This is a genomic window from Streptomyces sp. NPDC003300 (assembly GCF_040610915.1).
Taxonomy (GTDB): domain Bacteria; phylum Actinomycetota; class Actinomycetes; order Streptomycetales; family Streptomycetaceae; genus Actinacidiphila.
The window spans coordinates 198,969-222,456 of sequence record NZ_JBEXNE010000008.1 but is presented as its reverse complement, the minus strand read 5'-3'; the positions used below and the strand labels follow the sequence as shown (position 1 = coordinate 222,456).

Here is a 23,488-nt window from a genome sequence, read left to right as displayed (position 1 = left end):
GTGGTAGGGATGGTCAGCCGGCGAGCAGCCCGCCGTCGATGACCAGCTCGGTGCCGGTGATGAACGCGGCGGCGTCGGAGGCGAGGTAGAGGGCGGCGGCGGCGACCTCGGCCGGGGTGCCGAGGCGGCCCATCGGCTGCCGGGCGACGAGTTGGGCGCGGGCCTGCCCGGGGTCGTCGGCCGCGGCGAGCAGGCGGCCCACCCACGGGGAGTCGACGGTGCCGGGGCAGACGGAGTTGCAGCGCACGCCGGTGCCCGCGTACTGCGCGGCCACCTGGCGGCTGTAGGCGATCACGGCGCCTTTGCTGGCGCAGTACGCGGCGCGGTCCTTCAGTCCGACGAGTCCGGCGGCGGAGGCGGTGTTGACGATGGCGCCGTCGCCCTGGGCGAGCATGTGCGGCAGGGCCAGTTTGGTGCCGAGGAACACCCCGCGGGTGTTGACCGCGAAGGTCGCGTCCCACTCCTCGACGCTGCACGCCAGGGTGTCGGTGCTGGAGGCCAGGCCCGCGTTGTTGCAGAGCACGTGCAGCGCGCCGGTCTCCGACACCGCCCGGGAGACGGCCGCGGCGAAGGAGTCGGGGTCGGTGACGTCGGCGGTGAGCGGGATGCCGCCGTCGGGCACGTCGGCGGGGTCGAGGTCCGCCGCGTAGACGGTCGCCCCCTCCGCCACGAACTGGCGCGTCATCTCGCGGCCGATGCCGGAACCGGCGCCTGTGACGAGAACCGTCCGTCCGGTGAACCTGTTCACGTGGGGTTGTCCTTTCGTCGCGGTGATTCGGTGCACCTGGCTGTCGTGCGCGGTCGTGCGCGTTATTGGGCGTCGTACGACGCTGCCGCGCGTGGTCATACGCCGCCGCGCCCGGTCGTACGCCGCCGCCCGTGGTCACGCCGTGAAGTAGTGCGGATACTGCGCGCGCAGCCCTGGCACGCGTTCGAGCGCGCGTCTGGCGTGACGGCTGATCAGGGCGCGCCCGCCCGCGATGTCGCGGGACTCCAACGCGTCGACGATCAGCCGGTGTTCGTCGATCAGGTCACGCATCGTGGCGGTGTCGGGTTGGGCGAGCCGGCGCACTCTGTCGAGTTGCAGCTTCATCCGCTGGACGACCTGCCAGGCGCCGGGGTGGCCGCTGAGGGTGAAGATCGCACTGTGCAGGGCCTCGTCGGCCTGGAAGAACGTGTCGTAGTCGGCGGTGCGGTAAGCGTGCTCCTGCTGTTCGAGCAGGTCGCGGAGGATGCCGACGTCCAGTGCCGGATTGCCGCAGGCCGCCTCGAAGGCCGAGACCTCCAGGCTCTCGCGCACGAAGCGCGCTTCCTCGACGTCGCGTAGCCGGATCAGCCCGACCTGCGTGCCGACCTGCGGCACGACGTGGACGAGGCCGGTGTCGGCGAGCCGGGCGATGGCCTCCCGGACGGGCGTACGGCTGACGTGCAGCCGTTCCGCGATGTCCGTCTCCGACAGGGAGGAGCCGGGGGCGAGCCGCAGTCTGCGGATCGCGGAGACCAACTCGTCGTAGACGTGGTCGGAGGCGCGGTTCCGCGTGCGGTCCCGGGTGATCGGCGACAGCCCTCCGGCGGGGCCGGGGGGTGCCTGCTCCTGGATGCGTGCTGGTCGGGGAGGATTCACGTCCGAATCCTTGCATGCCAGTATTCTTGTATGCAAGTATCCCGGTCGCCTACCCGGTGTCGTCCGCGGCGGTATGTCCGCTCCCCCATCGCCCCCTCATCGCCCCCGCCAACGCCCCCCATCACCACGGCACGAAGACACGAACCGCGCTGTACAGCAGCAAACCGAGAGGTCGCCATGATCATGCGCAGGGCAAGACTCACCACCGCCGCGGTCCTCGCCGCGCTCAGCCTCGCGCTGACCGGATGCGGCGGCGGCAGCGGCAGCGGCAGCGCCAAGGCGGACACCGGCGGCCCGGCGGACATCACTTTCTGGGGCTGGGCCGCGGGCTACGAGAAGTCCGTCGCGCTCTGGAACAAGACGCACCCCGACGTCCACGTGAAGTACGAGGCCATCACCAACGGCGGCGCCGGCGGCTACGACAAGATGCTCACCGCCGCCAAGGCGGGCAAGGCGCCCTGTCTGGCCCAGGTCGGGTACGAGACGTTCTCCAGCTTCCTCGCGGCGGGCGTGCTCCAGGACGTCAGCACGTACGTCAAGGACGGCAGGAGCGAGTTCCCCGACTGGGTGTGGGGCAACGTCGGCGTCGACGGCAAGGCGTACGGCGTACCGGTGGACACCGCGCCGATGGCGATGTTCTACCGGGCCGACCTGTTCAAGAAGGCGCACATCGCGCTGCCCAGGACCTGGGACGAGTTCACGGCCGCCGCCGCCGCGGTGAAGGCCGCGGACCCGGCGTCGCGGATCATGAACCTGCCCACCGACCCCTACCTCTACGCCGGGTTCGCGTGGCAGGGCGGCGCCCCCTGGTTCGGGGTGAAGAACGACGCGTGGTCCGTGTCATTCGACAGCGCCGCCAACCGCAAGGTCGGCGACTACTGGCAGGGCCTGTACGACAAGGGGCTGCTCGCCTCGTACCCCGCCTTCGACGCGGCGCTGTACTCCGCGTGGAGCAAGGGGACGGTCTGGGCCGAGGTCGGTCCCGTCTGGTCGGCGTCCCTGATCCGGGACAACGCCTCGGGCTCCGCGGGCAAGTGGGCCGTCGCGCCGATGCCCCGATGGGCCGGTACGGACACGGTCGGGAACTCCGGCGGATCGGCCACGGCCGTGATGAAGGACTGCTCGCACCCGAAGGAGGCGACCGAATTCGCCACCTGGATGTCGACGGACAAGGAGTCGGTGTCGAACCTCATCGCCTCCGCGGCCATCCTGCCCGCGTCCAAGTCCGGGCTCACCAACCCCGCGCTGGACGCCCCGCAGAGCTACTACGGCGGCCAGCCCGTCTACCAGTTGTTCCGCACCGAGTCGGCCAAGGTCAACTCCGGCTGGATGTGGGGGCCGATCATGTCGATCTCGGCCACGACGCTCGGTGACGGCCTCGGCAAGGTGCACACGAAGAAGGCCACGTACGAGGACGCGCTCGGCAACGCCCAGAAGGACACGCTCAAGGCGCTGAAGTCCCAGGGCTTCTCGGTCAATTAGCCGGGGCCAGGAAGAAGGGCCGCGCGGGGGCCGCGAATCCGCCGCCCCCGCCCTGGCCCCGCCCCTGCCCTGCCCTCGCCCCCGCCCCCGACTCGCCCCCGCCCTCGCCCTCGCCGTCGCCCTCGCCCTCGCCCCGACAAGTCCCCCAGCACCCACGTTCCTTCAGAGAGAAGGTGACCGTGTCCTCCGTGACGACTCAACGGCGCCGACTACGCGAGCTCCGCCGGGCCGCGCCGTTCGTCCTGCCCTTCCTCCTGCTCTTCGTCGTCGTCTACCTGATCCCCACCGCGTACTCACTGGAGCAGAGCCTGTTCTCGGTGAAGCGCTCCGGCCTCGGGCTCGGCGGCTCGAAGACCGTCTTCGCGGGCTTCGACAACTACGTCGAGGTGTTCCACGACGCGGACTTCCTCGCCTCGCTGGGACGGGTGGCGTTCATCGGCGTGATCCAGGTGCCGGTGATGCTCGGCATCGCGCTCGTACTCGCCCTTCTCCTGGACTCCGCGGCGATCAAGGGCGGCCGGTTCTTCCGGCTCGCCTACTTCGTCCCGTACGGGCTACCCGGTGTGATCGCGGGACTGGTCTGGTCGTTCCTGTACGCGCCGTCGCTGAGCCCGATCACCCGCGCGCTCGACTCGATCGGCGTCCACGCCAGCTTCGTCACCGACGCCGCGCTGCCGTTCTCGATCGCGAACATCCTCACCTGGGCGTGGACCGGCTACAACACGATCCTGCTGTACGCGGCGCTCCAGGCGATCCCCGAGGAGACCATGGAGGCCGCCGCGATGGACGGCTGCACGGGGTGGCGGGCCGCGTGGCTGATCAAGGTCCCGCAGATCCGCCCCGCCCTGCTGATGACCCTGGTCTTCTCGATCATCGGCACGTTCCAGCTCTACAACGAGCCCGCGACCATGAAGTCCGTGGCGCCGAACCTGTCCTCCACCTACACGCCGATCATGGCCACGCTGCGGTCGGTCTCCTCCAACAACTTCAACTACGCGGCCACGCAGTCGGTGGTGCTCGGTGCGCTGATCTGTGTGCTCTCCGTCGCCGTCTTCCGCGCGTCGGCCAAGAGGACCGACTGATGACCGCCACCGTGGAATCACCCGCGCCCGCCACGCCGGCTCCCCCGAAGCCGCGACCGGGGCCCAAGCGCGCCTCGGGCAGCCCGCTGACGACCGTGAACCCGGCCTCGCGGATGTTCGTGCTGGCCGTCATGGGCCTGTTCGCCCTCTACTTCCTGCTCCCGGTGTGGTGGCTGATCGTCTCCGCCACCAAGGGCAGCGGGGAGCTCTTCTCCGGCAACGGCTTCTGGTTCGGCGCGCACTTCGCCCTCTGGGACAACGTCCAGACGCTGTTCGAGGCCCAAGGCGGCATCTACTCCCGCTGGTTGCTGAACTCGCTGCTGTACGCGGTCGGCGGCGGCGTCGTCTCCACGCTGCTGGCCACGATGTGCGGCTACGCGCTGGCGAAGTTCCCCTTCCCCGGTCGTGAGGCGGTCTTCGGCACGGTGCTCGCCGCCGTCCTGCTGCCCGCCCCCGTACTCGCCGTCCCGCTGTATCTGCTCTTCAGCCACACCGGCGTGATCAACACCTTCTGGTCGGTGTTCATCCCCAGCATCGTCAGCCCCTTCGGCGTGTATCTGAGCCGGATCTACGCCGCGTCGTCGATCCCGGACGCGCTGATCGAGGCCGGACGGATCGACGGGGCGGGCGAGTTCCGCATCTTCGTGATGGGGATGCGGATCATGGCGCCCGCGATGGTGACGATCTTCCTGTTCCAGTTCGTCGCGATCTGGACGAACTTCCTGCTCCCCTCGCTCATGCTCGCCGACAGATCGCTCCAGCCCGTGACCGTGGGGCTCGTCGGCTGGCGTGAGATGCAGGGTTATCCGATCGGTTACGCGACCGTCGTCACGGGCGCGCTGCTGTCGGTCGTGCCCGTCGTCGCCATGTTCGTGTCCTTGCAGTCCTTCTGGAGCAAGGGCCTGGTCGCGGGGTCGGTCAAGTAGCCGGTCGGTTCAACGGTCGGCAAGTCAGCCAGTGCCAACGAAAGGATGATCAATGAGAGTCCTGTACGGAGCCATGGCGTCCGCGTGCGTCATCGTGCTCCTCGCGGCACCGTCCCAAGGTGCCGTCGCCGCCGACGACCCACAGGTCAACCTGCTCGCGGCGGACATGGACACCACGATGGACAGCGGCACCAGTCCGCTGACCATGTCCACCGCCTCGGGCGGGGGCAGCCAGCAGATCGTGAGCGTCGGCGGGAACAACGCGCTCGAACTGCGCGACGCCTCCCAGGGGACCAACCTCGCCAGCTACTTCTACCACCGGTTCTCCACCGGCTCGCTGGTGAGCCGGGTCAACGCCGTCTACGGGGCGCCGGTCGGCAGCCCGGCCGAGCAGTTCGTCCTGAAGTTCGACCTCAAGCGCGCCGCGGCCAGCAGCAAGCCCGTCGCCAAGGACATCTACGCGGAGATCCAGTTCGGCAACGCCGACAACGTCCTGGTGCCGCGGTTCGCCGTACCGGCCGTGAGCCTGACCGGCACCGCCGCGTACAAGAGCACGTCGGGCGCCCTGGCGACGGTCGACGACAGCGACATCCCCGAGTACCGCTTCACCGTGGTGCCCAACGGCGGGCAGCGGCTGGTGACGACCGTCGAACTCGGCTTCCAGGTGCGCGTCGACACCGGCGGCACCGACGAGGCGATCGACGTCGACAACGTCGGTGTGTACGACGCCGGCGCGGTGTCCGACAGCGCGCCGCCCACCACGCCGACGTCCCTGCACGCCGGGACGGCCTCCTCGGACAGCGTCCCGCTGCTGTGGAACGCCTCGACCGACGACACCGGGGTCAGCGGCTACGACATCTACCGCGACGGCTACCTGGCCTCCTCGGTCAGCGGCTCCAGCACCTCCGCGGTCGTCACCGGCCTGATGCCGAGCACGGGTTACGACTTCGCGGTGCGCGCGAAGGACGCGTTCGGCCACGTCAGCGCGCTGAGCGCCCCCGTGCACGTCACGACCGCCACGTACGTACCCGCGGCTCCCGCCCCGTTCCCCGGCACCCAGCAGACCCGGACGCAGTGGCTGTGGGACCGGACGAAGGCCATGAAGGAGGAGGACGGCCCCATCAACGTGGCGCAGTACACCGCGCAGTTGGTGGACCACCAGAACGTGGCGGCCAACCTCGGCAAGCTGGACAAGCTCTACCAGGGCTACGACTACGAGCAGTACAAGATCATGGCGAAGATGTACACGTACCTGATGGCGGGTGACCAGTTCAGCCCCGCGATGCTCCAGGACGTGCGCGCGTACTTCGCCAAGTACGGCTACCAGAAGCTCCCGCAGACCGAGAACCTGCGGATGAGCACGTACGTCACCGGCTATCTGGTCGGGCAGTACTTCCCGGACGTGGCCGACCTCAACGGCAGCTCCGGGGCGGCGCTCAAGGCGAGCAGCAAGGCCAACATCGAGGAGATGGTCAAGGCCGGGGTGCGGCGCGGCTGGGCCGAGTACGAGAGCCCCGAGTACACGATCATGACGTATGTCGGTCTGAACGCGATCTACCAGTGGTCCGACGACCAGCAGTTGCGCTCCGAGGTCAAGATGGCCATGGACGTCATGTGGTTCGAGTGGGCGAACGACTGGGACAACGGCTACCTGATCTCGTCGGAGAGCCGCGCCAAGGGCGACCTGGCCTCCGCCAACGACCCGACCTGGCGGTCCGCGGACCACACGACGCTCGCCTGGACGTACTTCGGGGAGCACCGGGCGCAGCAGGGCGTGGGCGAGTCGGACAACACCGCGCCGTCGGCGTACCGGCCCGACCTGGAGTACGTGGGCATGCTGGCCTGGTCCGGCACGTCCTACACGCCGCCGGCGCTCGCGGTGAAGATCGGTCAGATGACCGACAAGTCGTACAGCGCGTACAAGTCGAATCTGCAGAACTCCAGCGGCAACGCGATGGACGTCTACCGCACCAGCTATGTGCGGCCCACCTGGGGACTGGCCACCGAGACGCAGTACCGCAGGGTCGACAACTGGATCGAGGACATGCCGATGGTGCTGCGCTGGCAGTCCAACGCGGCGAATCCGCTGTTCCGGATCTCGCTCGACCAGGGCACCGCGCAGATCGGGTCGTACGACCAGCCCGACAACCACCGGGTGATGCAGGACGGTCCGACGGCGCTGGGCATCTACAAGTCGTCGGGTGACCAGACGTCGAACTACATCAACGCGATGTTCCCCGACAACGGTTCGATCGTGGAGCGCGAGCAGGTGGACGGCTGGACGGTCGTCAGCACCGGGCCGATGTACTTCGCGTTCAAGCTGGCGAAGCCCGGCACCTGGTACCACCAGACGCCCAACGACCCGTCGAACAAGGTGAAGACGACGACGCAGATCCACCCGACCGCGACGCTCGGCTACACCTACGACATCCTGCGCAGCCAGGCCGACACCAACGCGTGGGTGCTGGAGACGGCCGACGCCTCCGCGTACGCCGACCTCGACGCCTTCGCGACGGCGCTGACCACGCAGACCAGCCTGGACACCAGCCACGTGAACGACGCCACCCCGCGCGTCGTCTACCACAGCCTGGCCGGGGACGACCTCGACCTCACCTACGACAAGGCGTCCCAGGCGCCCGGCGCGACCCACCTGGTCAACGGCCAGGCGATCGGTTACGACAGCTTCAAGCTGTTCGACACGCCGTGGCTCCAGCAGGACAAGCTCGGCTCGACGTTCACCGCGACCGTCGGCGACGAGTCGGTCGCGTACGACTTCGACCAGTGGACGGTGACGCCCGGCACGCAGAGCGCGAAGCGCTGACCGCCGCGTCGCGTCGATGAGACACACGGCCGGCCGGGTCGCGGGACCCGGCCGGCCGCGGTGTGCGCGGGACCCGCTGCCCGACGGACGAATCCCGATATCCTGACGAGGAGTTTGGCCCGAAAATCTTGCGAGGGTGGAACGATCGTTGAACAGCCCCTCAGCGGAAGCGCGCGGCGGCGGCTCCCCGCTGCGTCCGGTCGTCCGCGGTCGCGCCCGCACCTCCGACCGCGTCTACGAAGAGCTGGTCTCGGCGATCAGGACGTTGCGCATCGCGCCCGGCGCCTCGCTGTCCGAGACCGACCTGTCGGCCAGGCTCCAGGTGAGCAGGACCCCGGTGCGCGAGGCCATCGCCCGCCTGGTGGACAACGGACTGGTGACCGTCATCCCCCAAGTGGGCACCACCGTGGCGAAGATCAGCCTGCGCGACGTCGAGGAAGCGCGGTTCGTCCGCGAAAGCCTGGAGATCTCCGCCTTCGCCGTCGCGTGCGCCGCGCCGGACCGCCGCCTGGGCGTATGCCGCGCCCTGCTGGCGGAACAGGTCCGCTGCGAGGCGGAACAGGACCTCGCCGGATTCTTCGACGCCGACGAGGCCCTGCACGAGCAGATCTTCGTGATCAGCGGCTACCACGGCGTCTGGACCGTCATGCAGCCGATGAAGCTCCAGCTCGACCGGCTGCGCCGCCTCAGCCTCCCCGACCCCGACACCGTCCGCGCCCTGGTCGCCGAGCACACGGCCATCGTCGACGCCCTCGAAGCCGCCGACGTCACCGGCGGCAGGCGCCTGCTCAGCGACCACGTGAGCCGCGTCCGCCGCTACGGCGTCGCCCTGCGCGAGCAGTACCCCGACTACTTCACGGACTGACTGTCGGAGCGGGAGGGAGTCCTCGTTGACGCTGTGCATCGCCCAGGGGACCGGGCAGGGGCCCTCGTGGTCCGGGTCGGGGCAGGGCGCTTCGGACAGCCGGTCCATCAGCCGCTCGTGTTCGGCGGCCGTGGCGACCAGGGCGAGCCGGACGCCCCGCGCGTCATTCCGGCGTCAGGCGTCCTTCTTCTCCGGCTTCTCCGGCACGAGGATCGCCACGCACTCCACGTGGTGGGTGACCGGGAAGAGGTCGAAGGCCCGCAGGGTGGTGGGGCGGTAGCCGGCTTCGGCGAAGTAGGAGAGGTCGCGGGCGAGGGCGGCGGGGTCGCAGGCCACGTAGGCGATGCGGCGGGCGCCGAGGGCGGCGAGCCGGCGGACGGTCTGCTTGCCCGCGCCCGCGCGCGGCGGGTCGAGGACGATGAGGTCGGCCTCGTCGATCCGCGTCTTGGGCAGGACCTGCTCGACCTTGCCGTGCTCGATGCGGACGCGGTCGAAGTCCTGGAGATTGTGCCGGGCGTCCTCGACGGCGCGCTTGCCCGACTCGATGCCGAGGACGGCGCCCTGGTCGCCGACGCGTTCGGCCAGCGCGCCCGCGAAGAGGCCGACCCCGCAGTAGAGGTCGAGCGCCATGTCGCCCTTGCGCGGCATCAGGCCCTGCATGACGGCCTCCACCAGCAGGTCGGCGGCCTTCGGGTGGACCTGCCAGAAGCCGCCGTCGCCGACGCGCCAGGTGCGGCCCGCGGCGCGCTCACGGACGAAGGGGCGGCCGTGGACGCGGTGCACGGCGTGGTCGCGTTCGCCGATCCGCTGCACCGACACCGGCTGGTCCAGCTCGACGATCGGCAGCCGCCCGCCGGGGCGCGGGGTGAGGATCACCTGACGGTCGTTCGAACCGGTGGCGGCGATGGCCTCGACGGTGGCGATCTGCGGCCACGTACGGTCCTCGACGCCGAGGTCGCTGACGCCGGGGGCGGCGATCAGGCAGTGGTCGACCACCTCGACCTCGTGGGAGCGGTGCTTGCGCAGTCCGGCGCGGCCCTCGGCGTCCACCGCGTACTGCACGCGGGTCCGCCACGCGGGCACCTCTCCCTTGGCGACCTTGTCGCCGGGGGCGGGCATCACGGTGCCGTCCCAGCCGGCCTGCTCCGGGGTGAGCCCGGCGAGCCGTTCGAGCTGTTCCGCGACGACCGTCGCCTTGAGGCGGCGCTGCGCACCGGGCGCCGCGTGCTGCCAGTCGCACCCGCCGCAGCGGCCGGGCCCGGAGAAGGGGCACGGCGGCTCGACCCGGTCCTTGGACGCGGTCAGCACCTCCACGGCGTCGGCCCGGATGAACCGCGCGCCCTCCTCGCCCTCCGTGACCCGCGCGACGACCCGCTCGCCGGGCAGCGCGTGCCGGACGAAGAGCACCTGCCCGGCGTCGGTGCGCGCGACGCAGTGGCCGCCGTGCGCCACCTGGCCGACCTCGACCTCGTACTCCTGGCCGACCAGTGACGGTGCGGATTCGGTCTGCATGGGGGCGGTGCTCCTGAGCTTCAAGGTGGGGTGCGCGGGGACGGGCCCCGCGCGTGCCGGGGTGTCCGAGGGGACAAGCCCTCCAGTCTACGTGCCCGCGCCCGGCCGGAATCCCGGTCCCGGCCCGCGGCCCCGGTCCCGGCCGGGGCCGGGGCCGCGGGCCGGGCGTCACTTCTGGCGTCCGCCGTTGCCGGTGTGCTCCCTGTCGCGGCGCGGCGGACCGACCGGACCGCGGCGGATCGCACCGGGCGCGTTCCAGTCCGCGCGGCGCCTGGCACGCGCCTTGGCGACCTCGGAGGACTCCAGTTGCCAGGGCACCGAGGTGACCATCACACCGGGGGTGAACAGCAGCCGCCCCTTGAGCCGCAGCGCGCTCTGGTTGTGCAGCACGTGCTCGTACCAGTGGCCGACCACGTACTCCGGGATGTAGATGCTGACCACATCGCGCGGACTGCTGCGGCGCAGGCCCCGTACGTACTCGATGATCGGCCGGGTGATCTCGCGGTACGGCGAGTCGAGGACCTTCAGCGGTACGTCGATGCCGCGGCGCTGCCATTCGGTCTGGAGCGCCTTGGTGTCGTCGGGGTCGACGTTGATGCTGAGCGCCTCCAGGGTGTCGGAGCGCATCAGCTTGGCGTAGGACAGCGCCCGCAGGGTGGGCTTGTGCAGTTTGGAGACCAGCACGATGGAGTGCACGCGCGACGGGCGCACGTAGTCGTCGCCCGGCTCGTCCTCGGCGGCGATCTCGTCCGCGACCCGCGTGTAGTGGCCGCGGATCGCGGTCATCAGCGCGTAGAAGGCGATCATGCCGAGCACCGCGACCCAGGCGCCGTGGGTGAACTTCGTCAGCAGCACGATGACGAGCACCAGGCCGGTGAGGAAGGCGCCGAAGGTGTTGATGGCGCGGGAGCGGTGCATGTGGCGGCGCTTGGCCGGGTCGGTCTCGGTGCGCAGGTGCCGGTTCCAGTGCCGGACCATGCCGGTCTGGCTGAGCGTGAAGGAGACGAAGACGCCGACGATGTAGAGCTGGATCAGCCGGGTGGAGTCCGCGCCGTAGATGTAGACGAGGACGGCGGCGAAGCCCGCGAGCAGCACGATGCCGTTGGAGAAGGCGAGCCGGTCGCCGCGGGTGTGGAGCTGGCGCGGCAGGTAGCGGTCCTGGGCGAGGATCGAGCCGAGGACCGGGAAGCCGTTGTACGCGGTGTTCGCCGCGAGGAAGAGCACGAGCGCGGTGACGGCGGCCAGGAAGATGAACGGGATCGAATTGTGGCCGAAGACCGCCTCGGCGACCTGCGCGATCACCGGGTCCTGCGTATAGCCCGAGCCGACCGGGACGCCGTTGTTCAGCAGGTCGGTCGCCGGGTTGGAGGCCATGTGCACCTTGGTGTTCATGGCCAGCGCGATGATGCCGCAGAACATGGTGACGGCCAGCAGGCCCATCGCGGCGAGCGTGGTCGCGGCGTTCTTGGACTTGGGCTTCTTGAACGCCGGGACGCCGTTGCTGATCGCCTCGACGCCGGTGAGCGCGGCGCAGCCGGAGGAGAAGGCGCGCAGCAGCAGGAAGATCAGCGCGAAACCGCCGATGCCCGAGGTCTCGGCGTGGATGGTGTAGTGCGCGGTGGGCGCCTGCATGTCGTGTCCGGTGGCGATCTTGAAGGTGCCCCAGGCGATCATGCAGAAGACGCCGACGACGAACGCGTAGGTCGGGATGGCGAAGATGCTCCCGGACTCGCGCACCCCGCGAAGGTTCATGACCATCAGCAGGAAGATCATGCCGACCGCGCCGAGCACCTTGTGGTCGGCGAAGAAGGGGACGGCGGAACCGAGGTTCTCGATTCCGGAGGCGACGGAGACGGCGACGGTCAGGACGTAGTCGACGAGCAGCGCGCTGGCGACGGTGAGTCCGGCCTTGGGCCCCAGGTTGGTGGTGGCGACCTCGTAGTCGCCGCCGCCGGAGGGGTAGGCGTGGACGTTCTGCCGGTAGGAGGCCACCACTGTGAACATGAGCACGACGACCGCGACGGCGATCCACGGGCTGAAGTGGTAGGCCGAGGCCCCCGCGATGGACAGGACGAGCAGGACCTCGCCCGGCGCGTACGCGACGGAGGACAACGGGTCGGAGGCGAAGACGGGTAGCGCGAGCCGCTTGGGGAGGAGCGTTTCCCCCAGCTTGTCGCTGCGTAGCGCCCGGCCGATCAGGATCCGTTTCGGCAGGTCGGTCAGTTTGGACACCCCGCGATGTTAAGGGATCGTCAATACGGGCGCTCCCCCCACTGCCCTAAGGACTGTGGGGGACTTGGTGACGGGCGGGGTACGGCTTCGGTGGGGAAGTTGTGCGTCCGGTCGGCGCAACCTTCTCGCCCGCCGCACGCGTGTGTAGCTTTGGCCGCGGTCTGAGACGCTTGTGCTGACCAACAGTGCTCCGCGGGGCTCCACAAGAGCCCGGCCACAAACGTTTGACAGCCGGAAGGACGGTCGTGCACGTCGTGATTATGGGATGCGGGCGAGTGGGCTCCACTCTCGCGCACTCCCTCGAACAGCAAGGTCATACGGTCGCGGTGATCGACCAGGACCCGACGGCCTTCCGCCGCCTGGGCTCCGGGTTCGGCGGGCGCCGGGTGACCGGAGTCGGGTTCGACCAGGACACGCTGCGCGAAGCCGGAATCGAGGAGGCGGGAGCCTTCGCGGCGGTCAGCAGCGGCGACAACTCCAACATCATCGCGGCCCGGGTGGCCCGTGAGATGTTCGGCATCGAGAACGTGGCGGCCCGGATCTACGACCCGCGCCGTGCCGAGGTGTACCAGCGCCTGGGCATCCCCACCGTGGCCACCGTGCGATGGACGTCCGACCAGATGATGCGGCGGCTGCTGCCGTCCGGTGCCGAGCCGCTGTGGCGCGACCCGAGCGGCGGCGTACAGCTCGCCGAGGTGCACACGTCGGTCGCGTGGATCGGGCACAAGATCAGCACGCTCCAGGAGGAGACCGGCGTCCGTGTGGCGTTCCTCACCAGGCTGGGCGAGGCGATGGTGCCGACGTCCCAGACCGTCCTCCAGGAGGGCGACCTGGTGCACGTGATGATGCGGACCGACGGGGTCGCCGAGGTCGAGGCGGCATTCGCCAAGGGTCCCGAGGAGGCGCGCTGATGAGGGTCGCCATTGCCGGGGCGGGGGCCGTCGGCCGGTCCATCGCCGGCGAACTGCTGGAGAACGGGCACGAGGTGCTGCTCGTCGACAAGAACCCCACCTCCATCTCCGTGGAGCGGGTCCCGCAGGCGGAGTGGCTGCTGGCCGACGCCTGCGAGATCACCTCGCTGGACGAGGCCGCGCTCCAGCGCTGCAACGTGGTCATCGCCGCCACCGGTGACGACAAGGTCAATCTGGTGGTCTCGCTGCTGGCGAAGACCGAGTACGGGGTCCCCCGGGTGGTCGCCCGGGTCAACAACCCCAAGAACGAATGGCTGTTCAACGAGTCGTGGGGCGTGGACGTCGCCGTCTCCACCCCGCGGCTGATGTCGGCGCTGGTCGAGGAGGCCGTGAGCGTCGGCGATCTCGTACGGCTGCTGCGCTTCAGCCAGGGCGACGCGAATCTGGTGGAGCTGACGCTGCCGGAGGAGGCCGCGCTGGTCGGCACCAGGGTCGGCGACGTGGAGTGGCCGCAGGACACCTCACTGGTCACGATCATCCGCGGCAACCGGGTGCTGACGCCGTCCAAGGACGACGCGTTGGAGGCCGGTGACGAGCTGCTGTTCGTGGCCGCGCCGCACCGGGAGGAGCAGTTGGAGGATCTGCTGTCGCTCCAGGGCGACGGCGGCACCGCCACGGAGTAGTCGCTCCTTGACGACCCGCGAAAAGGGGGCGGCCCCGGACCTCACCGAGGTCCGGGGCCGCCCCCTTTCGCATGCCGTACGGACGCGCGGGTCAGGGCCTGGCGTGCTTGGCGGACTTCCCCGTCGTGCCCGTCTGCCCGGCCTTTTCCGTGCTTTCCGCCGTTCCGGTCGTTCCGGCCTTTTCGGCTTTTTCGGCCTTCTCCGCGGCCTCGGCCGCCTCCATCTCCGCGATCACGTCGATCGGCGGCGGCGCCTTCACCAGGAAGATCCAGGTCAGGTACACCGACAGCAGGAACGGCGGGATGCCGAGCGCGACCTTGACCCAGCCGAGCTGCGTCGCGTTGCCCCACCAGTACAGCGGGAAGAGGATCGCCGACTTGGCCAGCAGGATCAGGCCCCAGGCCCAGCTCGCCTTGGTGTACGCGCGCAGCCGTCCGGGATTCCGCTTCCGCCAGGACAGGTTCTCCTTGAAGATCGGCCCGAGGATCAGGCCGAGCAGCGGGAAGCCCGCGGCGGCGGAGACCAGATACGCGACGGCCAGGCCGAGCGTGTAGAGCATGCCGGGCAGATAGAAGTTCTTCGCGTTGCCCGACATCATGGCGAAGACCGCGCCGAAGGCGACGCCGAAGACCCCGCTGAAGGCGTGCTTGAGGGTGTCCTTGCGGGCCAGCCGCGCCACGCCCATCAGCACCGACAGCGCGAGGGCGGCGATGGCCGAGCTCTTGAGGTCCTTGTTGACCGTGTAGATCGCGACGAAGACCAGGCCGGGCACGGTGGTCTCCACCATGCCGCGCAGCCCGCCGAAGGCGTCGAAGAGCGCGGCCTCGGTGACCGCCCGCGACTCGTCGGTGATCCCGCCCGCGGCCTCGCCGGTGACCTCGTCGGTCCCTGTACCGTCCGTGCTCCCGCCGGGCGGCCGGGAATCCGCGCGGACCGTCTGATCCGTGTTGTCGATCGACGCCACCTGTTACTCCTGTCCGACCGGACGCAGTTCGTACTTGGGGTTGAACAGCACCGGACGACCCCGGTTCATGGAGATCCGGCCGGAGGCGATGATCCGACGGCCGGGTTCGATACCGCTGATACTGCGGCGGCCGAGCCAGACCACGTCCAGCGCGGCGGACCCGTCGAAGAGTTCCGCCTCCAGCGCGGGCACACCGGCCCGGGGACGGAGGGTGACCGTACGCAGCGTACCGGTGACGGACACTATCTGGCGGTCGGAGCAGTCGCAGATCCTCGTGCAGCCGACGGCCAGGGCGTCCTTCTGCAGCTCCTCGGAGTGCAGCTCCTCCTGCGAGGAGGACAGGCGGTCGAGCATGCGGCGGAAACGTCCCGCGGGTCGGTCCGAACGGATGGCACCACTCATATTCCCCAGGGTACCGGCCAGTCAGAGCCCGGTCATTGCCCCGAAGGGGCGGCTCCGGGAGAGCCGGGTCACTGCCGGACCGGGTCGCCACCGGAAGCCCGGTCACTGCTCGAAGCGGTACCCCATGCCCGGTTCGGTGATGAAGTGCCGGGGGCGGGCCGGGTCGGCCTCCAGCTTGCGGCGCAGCTGCGCCATGTAGACCCGCAGGTAGTTGCTCTCGGTGCCGTAGGCGGGCCCCCAGACCTCCTGGAGGAGCTGCTTCTGGCTGACCAGCCGGCCGGGGCTGCGTACCAGCACCTCCAGCAGGTGCCACTCGGTCGGGGTGAGGCGTACGTCCGCGCCGTCCCTGTTGACCTTCTTCGCCGCCAGGTCGACGGTGAAGGACTCGGTCTCGATGACGGCGGCGTCGTCGTCGGGTCCGGTGGGCGTGGCGCGGCGGACCGCGGCGCGCAGCCGGGCCAGCAGCTCGTCCATGCCGAACGGCTTGGTGACGTAGTCGTCGGCGCCCGCGTCCAGCGCCTCCACCTTCTCGTCGGACGCCTGCCGGGCGGACAGCACGATGATCGGCACGCGGGTCCAGCCGCGCAGGCCGCGGATCACCTCGACGCCGTCCATGTCGGGCAGCCCGAGGTCGAGGACGACCACGTCGGGATGGCGGGCGGCGGCGACCCGCAGCGCGGTGGCGCCGTCGTGCGCGGCGTCGACCTCGTAGGCGCGGGCCCGCAGATTGATGACGAGGGCGCGGACGATCTGCGGCTCGTCGTCCACCACGAGCACCCGGTACATGTGCGTCCTCTTCTGTTCGCTCTTCTGTTCGATCTTCTGTGCGCTCTTCTGTTCGGTCATGAGACGGCCGTGGCGGGCCGGTCGGGAACGCCGGGCGCTGCGGGGGCCCCGTGCGCGGCGGGCAGCGTCAGCACCATCGTGAGGCCGCCGCCGGGTGTGTCCTCGGCGACCAGTGTCCCGCCCATCGCCTCGACGAAGCCGCGCGCCACCGCGAGGCCGAGGCCGACGCCGTTGCCGCGCGGCGCGTCCCCGTACCGCTGGAACGGCTCGAAGATGTGGTCCCTGGCGCTCTCGGGGACGCCGGGGCCGCGGTCGACCACGCGCAGTTCGACGCGGTGGCCGAGCGCGCTGGCGGCGACCAGCACCTTCTCGTTCTCCGGGCTGTACTTGACGGCGTTCTCGACGACGTTGGCGACGCTGCGCTCCAGCAGGCCGGGGTCGACGGCGACCATCGGGAGCGTTTCGGGGATGTCGAGGGCGACGCTCTGCTCGGGGACGCCGCCGAGCGCCATCGGCACCACCTCGTCCAGGTCGAGTTCGCGGATCAGCGGGGAGACGGTGCCGGTCTGGAGCCGTGACATGTCCAGGAGGTTGCCCACCAGGTGGTCCAGGCGGTCGGCGCCGTCCTCGATCCCGGCCAGCAGTTCCGCCTCGTCCTCCGGCGACCAGGCGACGTCCGCGGAGCGCAGCGAGGACACCGACGCCTTGATCCCGGCGAGCGGGGTGCGCAGGTCGTGCGAGACGGCGGCCAGCAGGGCCGTACGTATCCGGTTGCCCTCGGCCAGCTCCCTGGCTTTGGCCGCCTCGTCGGTCAACCGCTTGCGGTCCAGCACCACGGCGGCCTGCGCGGCGAACGCGGACAGCACGCGGCGGTCGGAGGCGGGCAGGACGCGGCCGGTGAGCGCGAGGGTGAGCCGGTCGTTGACGGGCACCTCCACGTCGGCGTCCTCGGGCCGTACGCAGGGGGTGCTGCCGACGCTCGCGGCGCAGTGCCAGGCCGCGTGCTCGTCGTCCCGTTCCAGCAGCACCACGGCGTCCATGCCGAAGGTCTCCCTGACCCGTTCCAGCAGCGCTTCGAGCGAGCTCTCGCCGCGCAGGACGCTGCCCGCCAGGTACGACAGGATCTCGGCCTCCGCGCGCAGCCGCGCGGCCTGCTGGGTGCGGCGGGCGGCCAGGTCCACCACGGAGGCGACGGCGGCGCCGACGACGATGAAGATCGCGATGGCGATGATGTTCTCTGGCTGGGCGATGGTGAAGGAGTGCGTCGGCGGCGTGAAGTAGTAGTTGAGCAGCAGCGAGCCGACCAGGGCCGCGGCCAGCGCGGGCAGCAGTCCGCCGATCAGGGCCGCGGCGACCGTCATGGTCAGGAAGACCAGCATCTCGGTGGCCTGGCTCATGCCGGGGTGCCAGCGGGTGAGCAGCACCGCGAGCAGTACGGGGCCCGCGACGCCGGTCAGCCAGCCCGCCACAACCCTGGAGCGGCCGAGTTTCGCGCCCCGCGCGGAGGGCAGCCCGCGGCCCTTGGCGGCGTGCTCGTGGGTGACGATGTGGACGTCGATGTCGCCGGAGTCGCGGGCCACGGTGCTGCCGACGCCCGGCCCGAACACGTACTGCCACGCCTTGCGGCGGCTCGTGCCGAGCACGATCTGGGTGGCGTCGACGCCGCGCGCGAAGTCCAGCAGCGCGTCCGGCACGTCGTCGCCGATGACGTGGTGGAAGGATCCGCCCAGGTCCTCGACCAGGGCCCGCTGGACGGCCAGTTCCTTGGCCGAGCCGGACACCAGGCCGTCGCTGCGCACGATGTGCACGGCCAGGATCTCGCTGCCCGAGCCCTTGGCGGCCATCCTGGCCGCCCGCCGCAGCAGCGTGCGGCCCTCGGGGCCGCCGGTCAGGCCGACCACGATCCGCTCCCTGGCCTGCCACGCGGCCGATATCCGGTGGTCGGCCCGGTACTGCTGGAGGTATTCGTCGACCCGGTCCGCGGTCCACAGCAGCGCCAGCTCGCGCAGCGCGGTCAGATTGCCGGGGCGGAAGTAGTTGGACAGCGCCGCGTCGACCCGGTCGGGGGCGTAGATGTTGCCGTGCGCCATCCGGCGGCGCAGCGCCTGGGGCGACATGTCGACCAGCTCTATCTGGTCGGCCCTGCGCACCACCTCGTCCGGCACCGTCTCGCGCTGCTTCACCCCGGTGATGGACTCCACCACGTCACCGAGTGACTCCAGGTGCTGGATGTTGACGTTCGAGACGACGTGGATCCCGGCCTTCAGCAGCTCCTCGACGTCCTGCCACCGCTTCGCGTTCCGCGACCCCGGCACATTGGTGTGCGCCAGCTCGTCGACCAGCACCACCTCGGGCGCCCGCTCCAGCACCGCGTCCACGTCCATCTCCGTGAACACGGTCCCCCGGTAGTCGATCTCCTTGCGCCGGATCTCCTCCAGGCCCGCCAGCATCACCTCGGTCCGCGGCCTCCTGTGGTGCTCCACGTACCCGACCACCACGTCCGTACCGCGCTCCGCACGCCGATGCGCCTCCGACAACATGGCGTAGGTCTTCCCCACACCAGGTGCCGCCCCCAGATAAATGCGCAGCTTCCCGCGTGCCATGTCTCCATCGTCCCGCTCCGCCGCCCCCTTCGCCCGGACGGCCCGGCAGGCGCACCCTCCGACTCTAGAACCGCGCAACGGGATATTCCGGGCGCGCGGCCACCGCCGGGGCGACCTTGACGGCGTCTTGACGCCCCGAGCGGGACCGGGCCGTTGCCGCGAGCGTGACCCGGAGAACGCTGCGCCGGGCGCGGACTTCGCGCCGTCGCGGCCCGTTCGCTCCCCCCGGGTCCCAAGACCGCCCGTCCCCCGGCCTGCCGGGCAAGGTTTCGGCAAGGGTTTGGCAAGCCTTCCGCCAGACGCCCCGGGCAAGCCGCTTCCTGCGGCCGGGCACCGGTCGCAGGAGAGAAGACTCACTTCGGGGGGTTTCACCCATGTCAGCGGTAGACGGGCTTACCGGCCCGGCCATACGCGATCCCGGACGGTGGTCCACACTGTCCGACTGCAAGCGAGTCCTGGTCGTGGTGCACACCGTGGTGTACGGGCAGCGGCTCAAGGACGTGTTCGAACTGCTCCGCTCCGATCTGCGGATCCACGTACGCTTCACCATCGCCCCGCACGCCTTCAACCCGGGTGTCGGCGCCTTCCTGACGGCGCTGGACGCCCAGGTGCTGCCCTGGTCCGAGGCGGTGACCGAGGAGTACGACCTGGTGCTGGCCGCGGGCTCCCAGGGCCTTGAACAGTTGCGCGGCCCCCTGCTGCGGATCCCGCACGGCGCGGGTCACATGAAGCTGTCCGGGCCGTCCGGCGCGGCTCGGCGCGGCGTCAGCGGTCTGGCCAGGGACTTCCTGATGATCGGCGACCGCGTGGTCCCGGCCGCGTACGCGCTCGCCCACCGCGACGACCTGGCGCTGCTGTCGCGGTCCTGCCCCGAGGCGCTGCCCATCGCCGAGGTGGTCGGGGACGCCTCGTACGACCGGATCGCGCGCAGCCTGGGGCGCCGGGACGAGTACCGCAGGGCGCTGGGCCTGCGGGACGGGGAGAAGCTGGTGCTGGTCTGTTCCACCTGGGGCCTCGGGTCGAGCTTCAACCGGCTGGAGGCACTGCTGCCGCGGGTGCTCGCCGACCTGGACCCGGCGGACGGCTTCCGTACGTATCTGCTGCTGCACCCCAACGCCTGGGCGGGCCACGGCGGATGGCAGGTGCGCGCGTGGCTGGCGGGCGACGGCCGGCAGGCCGTTCAGCCGATCGCGCCCGATGTCGACTGGCGTCCGCTGCTGGTCGCGGCGGACGCGGTGATCGGCGACCACGGCTCGCTGACGCTGTACGCGGCGATGTGCGACGTCCCGATCGTGATGGCCCGCTTTCCCGGTCAGGACGTCAATCCGCACTCGCCGGGAGCGGCGCTGGCGGCCCTCGCGCCGGCGATCTCCCTGACGCATTCGCTGTCGCGGCAGCTCCGTTACGCGCGCGACCACTACGACCGGCGCGCGTACCGCAGGATCGCCGCGCGGATCTCCTCGGAGCCGGGCCGCTTCAACGGCCGGATGCGGCGGTTGATGTACCGGCTGCTGGAGCTGGGCGAGCCCGCCCACGAGCCGGAGACGCGGGAACTGGATCTCCCCGACCCGCTGCCGCCGCCCGTGGCATCGGCCGAGGGCGGCGGGTCACCGTGAGCCGGGATTCCGGGCACGCCGTGCCGGGGTGCCGCGAGGTCCGGGTGGAGCTGCTGGTGGGCGGTGACGGGGCGCCGTTCGGGGGCGCCTTCGCCGACGAGCACCTGAGCGTCCGCTGGGACGACGCCCGTTGCGTGCCCTGGCGGGACAGCGCCGACGTGCTGTGGCACGGTCTGCCGCTGCCTTCCCGGGCCGTCGCGCTCGCCTGGACGCGGCGGGTGTTCCGCCGTCATCCCGGCGTCCTGGCGGTCTGCGCGGGATACGGCGGCGGGGGCTCCGCGTGGCTCGCCGCCGTCACCGGCGCTCCCCCGCTGACGGTGTACGCGTCCGGGCCCCCGGGCGGGTGCGGGACGGTCGGCGGGGGCGCCGCCACGGCCGCCGTCGGGTCGCTCCTGCACGCGTGCGCCGCTGCCCGGCTGCCGCTGAACCGTCCACTGCTGGTCGCGGCGGCCTCACGAGAGCCCGGCGGGGCCGGCCGGTGGGCCGTTCACCTCGTGCCGGAGCCGACGGGCGGATCCGGCTCGGGTGCCGTACCCGGTCCGGCGTCCAGCTCCGCGATCCGGGCCGTGACCCGGTCCGTGTCGGAGGCCCCGACGCTCTCGTAGAGCGCGACCGACCGCTCGTACGCACGCCTCGCGTCGTCCGGGCGGTCGGCCCGCTGGAGGACCACACCGAGCATGTCCAGGCTGTACGCCTCCCAGTGCACCGAACCGCGCGCCTCGAATTCCGCGGCTGCCTGCCGCAGACAGGTCTCGGCCTCACCGGTCCTGCCCGCCTCCCCGAGCGCGCGGCCGAGCAGCGCCAGCGCCCGGTTCGCCTCGTACGCGTCGGGCAGTGCCAGCAGGTCGGCCCGCGCCTGGCGCAGCGCCGCGACGGCGGCTTCCGGACGGCCGGCCAGCCGGGCGGTGTCGCCGAGGGACATCCGGGAGAGCGCGGCGCCGCGGACGTAGCCGATCTCCTCGCGCAGCCGCAGGGCCCGGCCGAACCAGTCCGCCGCTTCGTCGAGCCGCCGGGCGTAGTGGTGGGACTGGCCGAGGCCGTGGAGTGCCTGGGCCTCGCCGAGCCGGTCCCCCGCCGACCGCGCCAGGTCGAGCGCCTGGCCGAACCACACGATCGCCTCGTCCGTGGCGCCGCAGTCGCACAGACCGGTGGCACCGGAGGTCAGCATCCGCAGTTCGCCCGGCGTGTGCCCGGCGCGGCGGGCCGCCTCCAGGCCGAGGCGGTGCGCCTCGACCCACAGCGCGTAGGGTCTGAGCCGCAGCCACAGCGGCCACAGCGCGTCCACCAGTTGCCAGCACAGGCCGTCCCAGCCGCGCGCGGCGGACAGCCGCACCGCCGTCATGAGGTGGTGCTGCTCGGCCGCCAGCCAGGCGAGCGCCCGCTTCTCCTCTGTGAAAGTGTGGGCCCGGTCGGGGGACAGTGCCGGGTAGTCGCGGTCCAAGGTGCGGTGGGACGGGCTGATCAGCTCCTCCGCGGCCGTCGCCGTTGCCAGGTACCACTCCAGCGCCCGGCGTACGGCGGCCGTACGGACCGGCTCCGCGTCGCGCGCCTCCGCGAGGCCGCGGGCGTGCAGGCGGACCAGGTCGTGGAAGCGGTGCCGTCCGCCCGCCGCCTCCTCCAACAGGCTGGCCTCGGCCAGCGTTTCCAGCAGCCGGTCGGCGACGGCCTCGGCGCGGCCGGTCGCGGCGGCGGCCAGCGGCAGGCCCACGTCGGCGAAGGGCAGTACGCCCAGCAGCCGGTACAACGCGGCGGCGTCCTCCGGCAGCAGGCGGTAGGACGCGTCGAGGGCGCTCTGCACGGCGGCTTCTTCTCCGATCCGCAGTTCCGCGAGGCTCTGCTCCCCGCGGTCGAGGGCTTCGGCCGTCGCCGCCAGCGGCTGGCCGGGGCGGGCCGCCATCCGCGCGGCGGCGACGCAGACGGCCAGGGCCAGGCCGCCGCAGGAGTCGATCACCCGGCGCACGGCCGCGGGCTCCGCCTCGGTCCGCAGGACGCCCACCCGCTGGGCGAGGATGTCCGCGGACGCCTCGGCGTCCAGCACCCCGACCGGGTGGAAGACCGCGCCCTCCAGGCCGAGACCGGTCAGCCTCCGCCTGCTGGTCACGACCACGACGCTCTGCTCGGAGCCCGGCAGCAGCGGCCTGACCTGGGCGGCGGAGATGGCGTTGTCGAGCATGAGGAGCAGGCGGCGGCTCGCGGTGACGGACCGCCACAGGGAGGCGAGTTCGGCCGGGTCGCCGGGGATCGCCGTCATCCCGAAGGCGCGCAGGAACATGCCCAGTGCCTCGGGAGGCGCCGCCGGGCCCTCGGGGGCGTGCCCGCGCAGGTCGACGTAGATCTGCCCGTCGGGGAAGTCCGCGGCGACGCTGCGCAGCCAGTACGCGGCCAGGGCCGTCTTGCCCACTCCCGCAGGCCCGTTGACGACGGCGACCAGGGGACCCGCGCGGAATTCGCCGCGCAGCATGGCGTCGAGATCCGCCAACTCCCGTGTCCTGCCGGACAGACGGCGAGGGGCGGGGATCAACTGCCGCGGAGTCGGCAACGCCACGGGCGCCGGAGCGGCGTGCCAGTGGACGTCGCCGATGGTGTGTCCCTGGACGACGCCTCCCCGGTGGTCGCCGCCGGTGACAGTGTTGACCAGGCGGTCGGCGGGCGGGGCGTGCGGCGCGTCGACCGCTGGGGGACCGGGGTGCCGGGGGCCGGCGGTGCCGGTGCTGTCGGCGGCCGTCGACGCGATCCACCGCGCCAGGCGTCGGCGGAGCGTGTCGCTGACGGCCGCGGCGGCGCTCAGCGTCCGCGCCGGATCGGCGGGGTCGGCCGGGGACGTCCCGTCGAGCGCGGTGGCGCTCTCCGCCGCGAGCAGGTCGACGGCCTCCCGCAGCAGTTCCTCCGCCGTCGTCCGCCCCGCCGCGTCCGCCCGCCGCAGCGCGGCCTCGACGTCCCCGCGACCGATCGCCTCCACAGCCGCTCTCCCCCGCTCTG

The 23,488-nt window shown here is 71.3% G+C and carries 18 protein-coding genes; 9 read left to right on the top strand and 9 right to left on the bottom strand.

The features are described from left to right. Nucleotides 1-13: 13 nt before the first annotated feature. On the bottom strand, nt 14-748 hold the full coding sequence (locus ABZX65_RS14940) for an SDR family NAD(P)-dependent oxidoreductase (RefSeq protein ID WP_355338536.1): 735 nt from the start codon (nt 746-748) through the stop codon (nt 14-16). Nucleotides 749-883: 135 nt separating this feature from the next. Continuing rightward, nucleotides 884-1,624 carry a GntR family transcriptional regulator gene (locus tag ABZX65_RS14935; protein ID WP_355338533.1) on the bottom strand — a complete coding sequence of 247 codons (741 nt, stop codon included), beginning with the start codon at nt 1,622-1,624 and terminating at the stop codon, nt 884-886. Nucleotides 1,625-1,807: 183 nt separating this feature from the next. Here ABZX65_RS14935 and ABZX65_RS14930 point away from each other — a divergent pair, with 183 nt between their 5' ends. From ABZX65_RS14930 to ABZX65_RS14910, 5 genes are all read left to right on the top strand, one after another. After that, nucleotides 1,808-3,106 (top strand): extracellular solute-binding protein, encoded by a 1,299-nt coding sequence (locus ABZX65_RS14930; RefSeq protein WP_355338530.1) that lies wholly within the window; start codon nt 1,808-1,810, stop codon nt 3,104-3,106. Between the two features lie 188 nt (nt 3,107-3,294). Further along, complete coding sequence (locus ABZX65_RS14925; protein ID WP_355338527.1) at nt 3,295-4,188, top strand: sugar ABC transporter permease; 894 nt, start codon at nt 3,295-3,297, stop codon at nt 4,186-4,188. Continuing rightward, entirely contained in the window at nt 4,188-5,114 is a 927-nt protein-coding gene (locus ABZX65_RS14920) for a carbohydrate ABC transporter permease (RefSeq protein ID WP_355338524.1), read from the top strand. The genes ABZX65_RS14925 and ABZX65_RS14920 overlap by 1 nt, the downstream gene beginning before the upstream one ends. A gap of 52 nt (nt 5,115-5,166) precedes the next feature. Next, entirely contained in the window at nt 5,167-7,935 is a 2,769-nt protein-coding gene (locus ABZX65_RS14915; RefSeq protein WP_355338521.1) for a fibronectin type III domain-containing protein, read from the top strand. A gap of 148 nt (nt 7,936-8,083) precedes the next feature. Continuing rightward, nucleotides 8,084-8,800: a GntR family transcriptional regulator gene (locus tag ABZX65_RS14910; RefSeq protein ID WP_355338518.1), complete on the top strand. Its 717-nt coding sequence runs from the start codon at nt 8,084-8,086 to the stop codon at nt 8,798-8,800. A gap of 174 nt (nt 8,801-8,974) precedes the next feature. Here ABZX65_RS14910 and ABZX65_RS14905 read toward each other — a convergent pair whose 3' ends face one another. Together ABZX65_RS14905 and ABZX65_RS14900 are read right to left on the bottom strand one after the other, a co-directional pair. Further along, entirely contained in the window at nt 8,975-10,312 is a 1,338-nt protein-coding gene (locus ABZX65_RS14905; RefSeq protein WP_355338515.1) for a class I SAM-dependent RNA methyltransferase, read from the bottom strand. A gap of 168 nt (nt 10,313-10,480) precedes the next feature. Further along, complete coding sequence (locus ABZX65_RS14900; protein WP_355338512.1) at nt 10,481-12,544, bottom strand: APC family permease; 2,064 nt, start codon at nt 12,542-12,544, stop codon at nt 10,481-10,483. Between the two features lie 245 nt (nt 12,545-12,789). Here ABZX65_RS14900 and ABZX65_RS14895 point away from each other — a divergent pair, with 245 nt between their 5' ends. Together ABZX65_RS14895 and ABZX65_RS14890 are read left to right on the top strand one after the other, a co-directional pair. Then, complete coding sequence (locus ABZX65_RS14895) at nt 12,790-13,455, top strand: TrkA family potassium uptake protein (protein WP_355338509.1); 666 nt, start codon at nt 12,790-12,792, stop codon at nt 13,453-13,455. Continuing rightward, nucleotides 13,455-14,138, top strand: coding sequence for a TrkA family potassium uptake protein (locus tag ABZX65_RS14890; protein ID WP_355338506.1), 684 nt, complete (start codon nt 13,455-13,457; stop codon nt 14,136-14,138). Before ABZX65_RS14895 ends, ABZX65_RS14890 begins: the two co-directional genes overlap by 1 nt. A 91-nt stretch (nt 14,139-14,229) precedes the next feature. Here the strand turns inward: ABZX65_RS14890 and ABZX65_RS14885 are convergent, their stop codons facing one another. The 4 genes from ABZX65_RS14885 to ABZX65_RS14870 all read right to left on the bottom strand — a co-directional run bounded on the left by ABZX65_RS14885 (nt 14,230) and on the right by ABZX65_RS14870 (nt 18,893). Then, nucleotides 14,230-14,991: a DUF3159 domain-containing protein gene (locus ABZX65_RS14885; RefSeq protein ID WP_355338800.1), complete on the bottom strand. Its 762-nt coding sequence runs from the start codon at nt 14,989-14,991 to the stop codon at nt 14,230-14,232. Between the two features lie 114 nt (nt 14,992-15,105). Next, on the bottom strand, nt 15,106-15,504 hold the full coding sequence (locus tag ABZX65_RS14880) for an OB-fold nucleic acid binding domain-containing protein (RefSeq protein WP_188282613.1): 399 nt from the start codon (nt 15,502-15,504) through the stop codon (nt 15,106-15,108). A gap of 102 nt (nt 15,505-15,606) precedes the next feature. Next, complete coding sequence (locus tag ABZX65_RS14875) at nt 15,607-16,290, bottom strand: response regulator (RefSeq protein ID WP_188282663.1); 684 nt, start codon at nt 16,288-16,290, stop codon at nt 15,607-15,609. A 56-nt stretch (nt 16,291-16,346) separates the two neighbouring features. Then, complete coding sequence (locus ABZX65_RS14870) at nt 16,347-18,893, bottom strand: sensor histidine kinase KdpD (protein WP_355338503.1); 2,547 nt, start codon at nt 18,891-18,893, stop codon at nt 16,347-16,349. 374 nt (nt 18,894-19,267) lie between these two features. Between ABZX65_RS14870 and ABZX65_RS14865 the strand changes: the two genes are divergently transcribed. Beyond that, nucleotides 19,268-20,509, top strand: coding sequence for a hypothetical protein (locus ABZX65_RS14865; RefSeq protein WP_355338500.1), 1,242 nt, complete (start codon nt 19,268-19,270; stop codon nt 20,507-20,509). Next, nucleotides 20,506-21,114, top strand: a complete 609-nt coding sequence (locus tag ABZX65_RS14860) for a hypothetical protein (RefSeq protein ID WP_355338497.1) — start codon at nt 20,506-20,508, stop codon at nt 21,112-21,114. The genes ABZX65_RS14865 and ABZX65_RS14860 overlap by 4 nt, the downstream gene beginning before the upstream one ends. Here the strand turns inward: ABZX65_RS14860 and ABZX65_RS14855 are convergent. After that, nucleotides 20,997-23,468 carry a tetratricopeptide repeat protein gene (locus ABZX65_RS14855; RefSeq protein WP_355338494.1) on the bottom strand — a complete coding sequence of 824 codons (2,472 nt, stop codon included), beginning with the start codon at nt 23,466-23,468 and terminating at the stop codon, nt 20,997-20,999. The genes ABZX65_RS14860 and ABZX65_RS14855 overlap by 118 nt on opposite strands. Between the last annotated feature and the right edge of the window lie 20 nt (nt 23,469-23,488).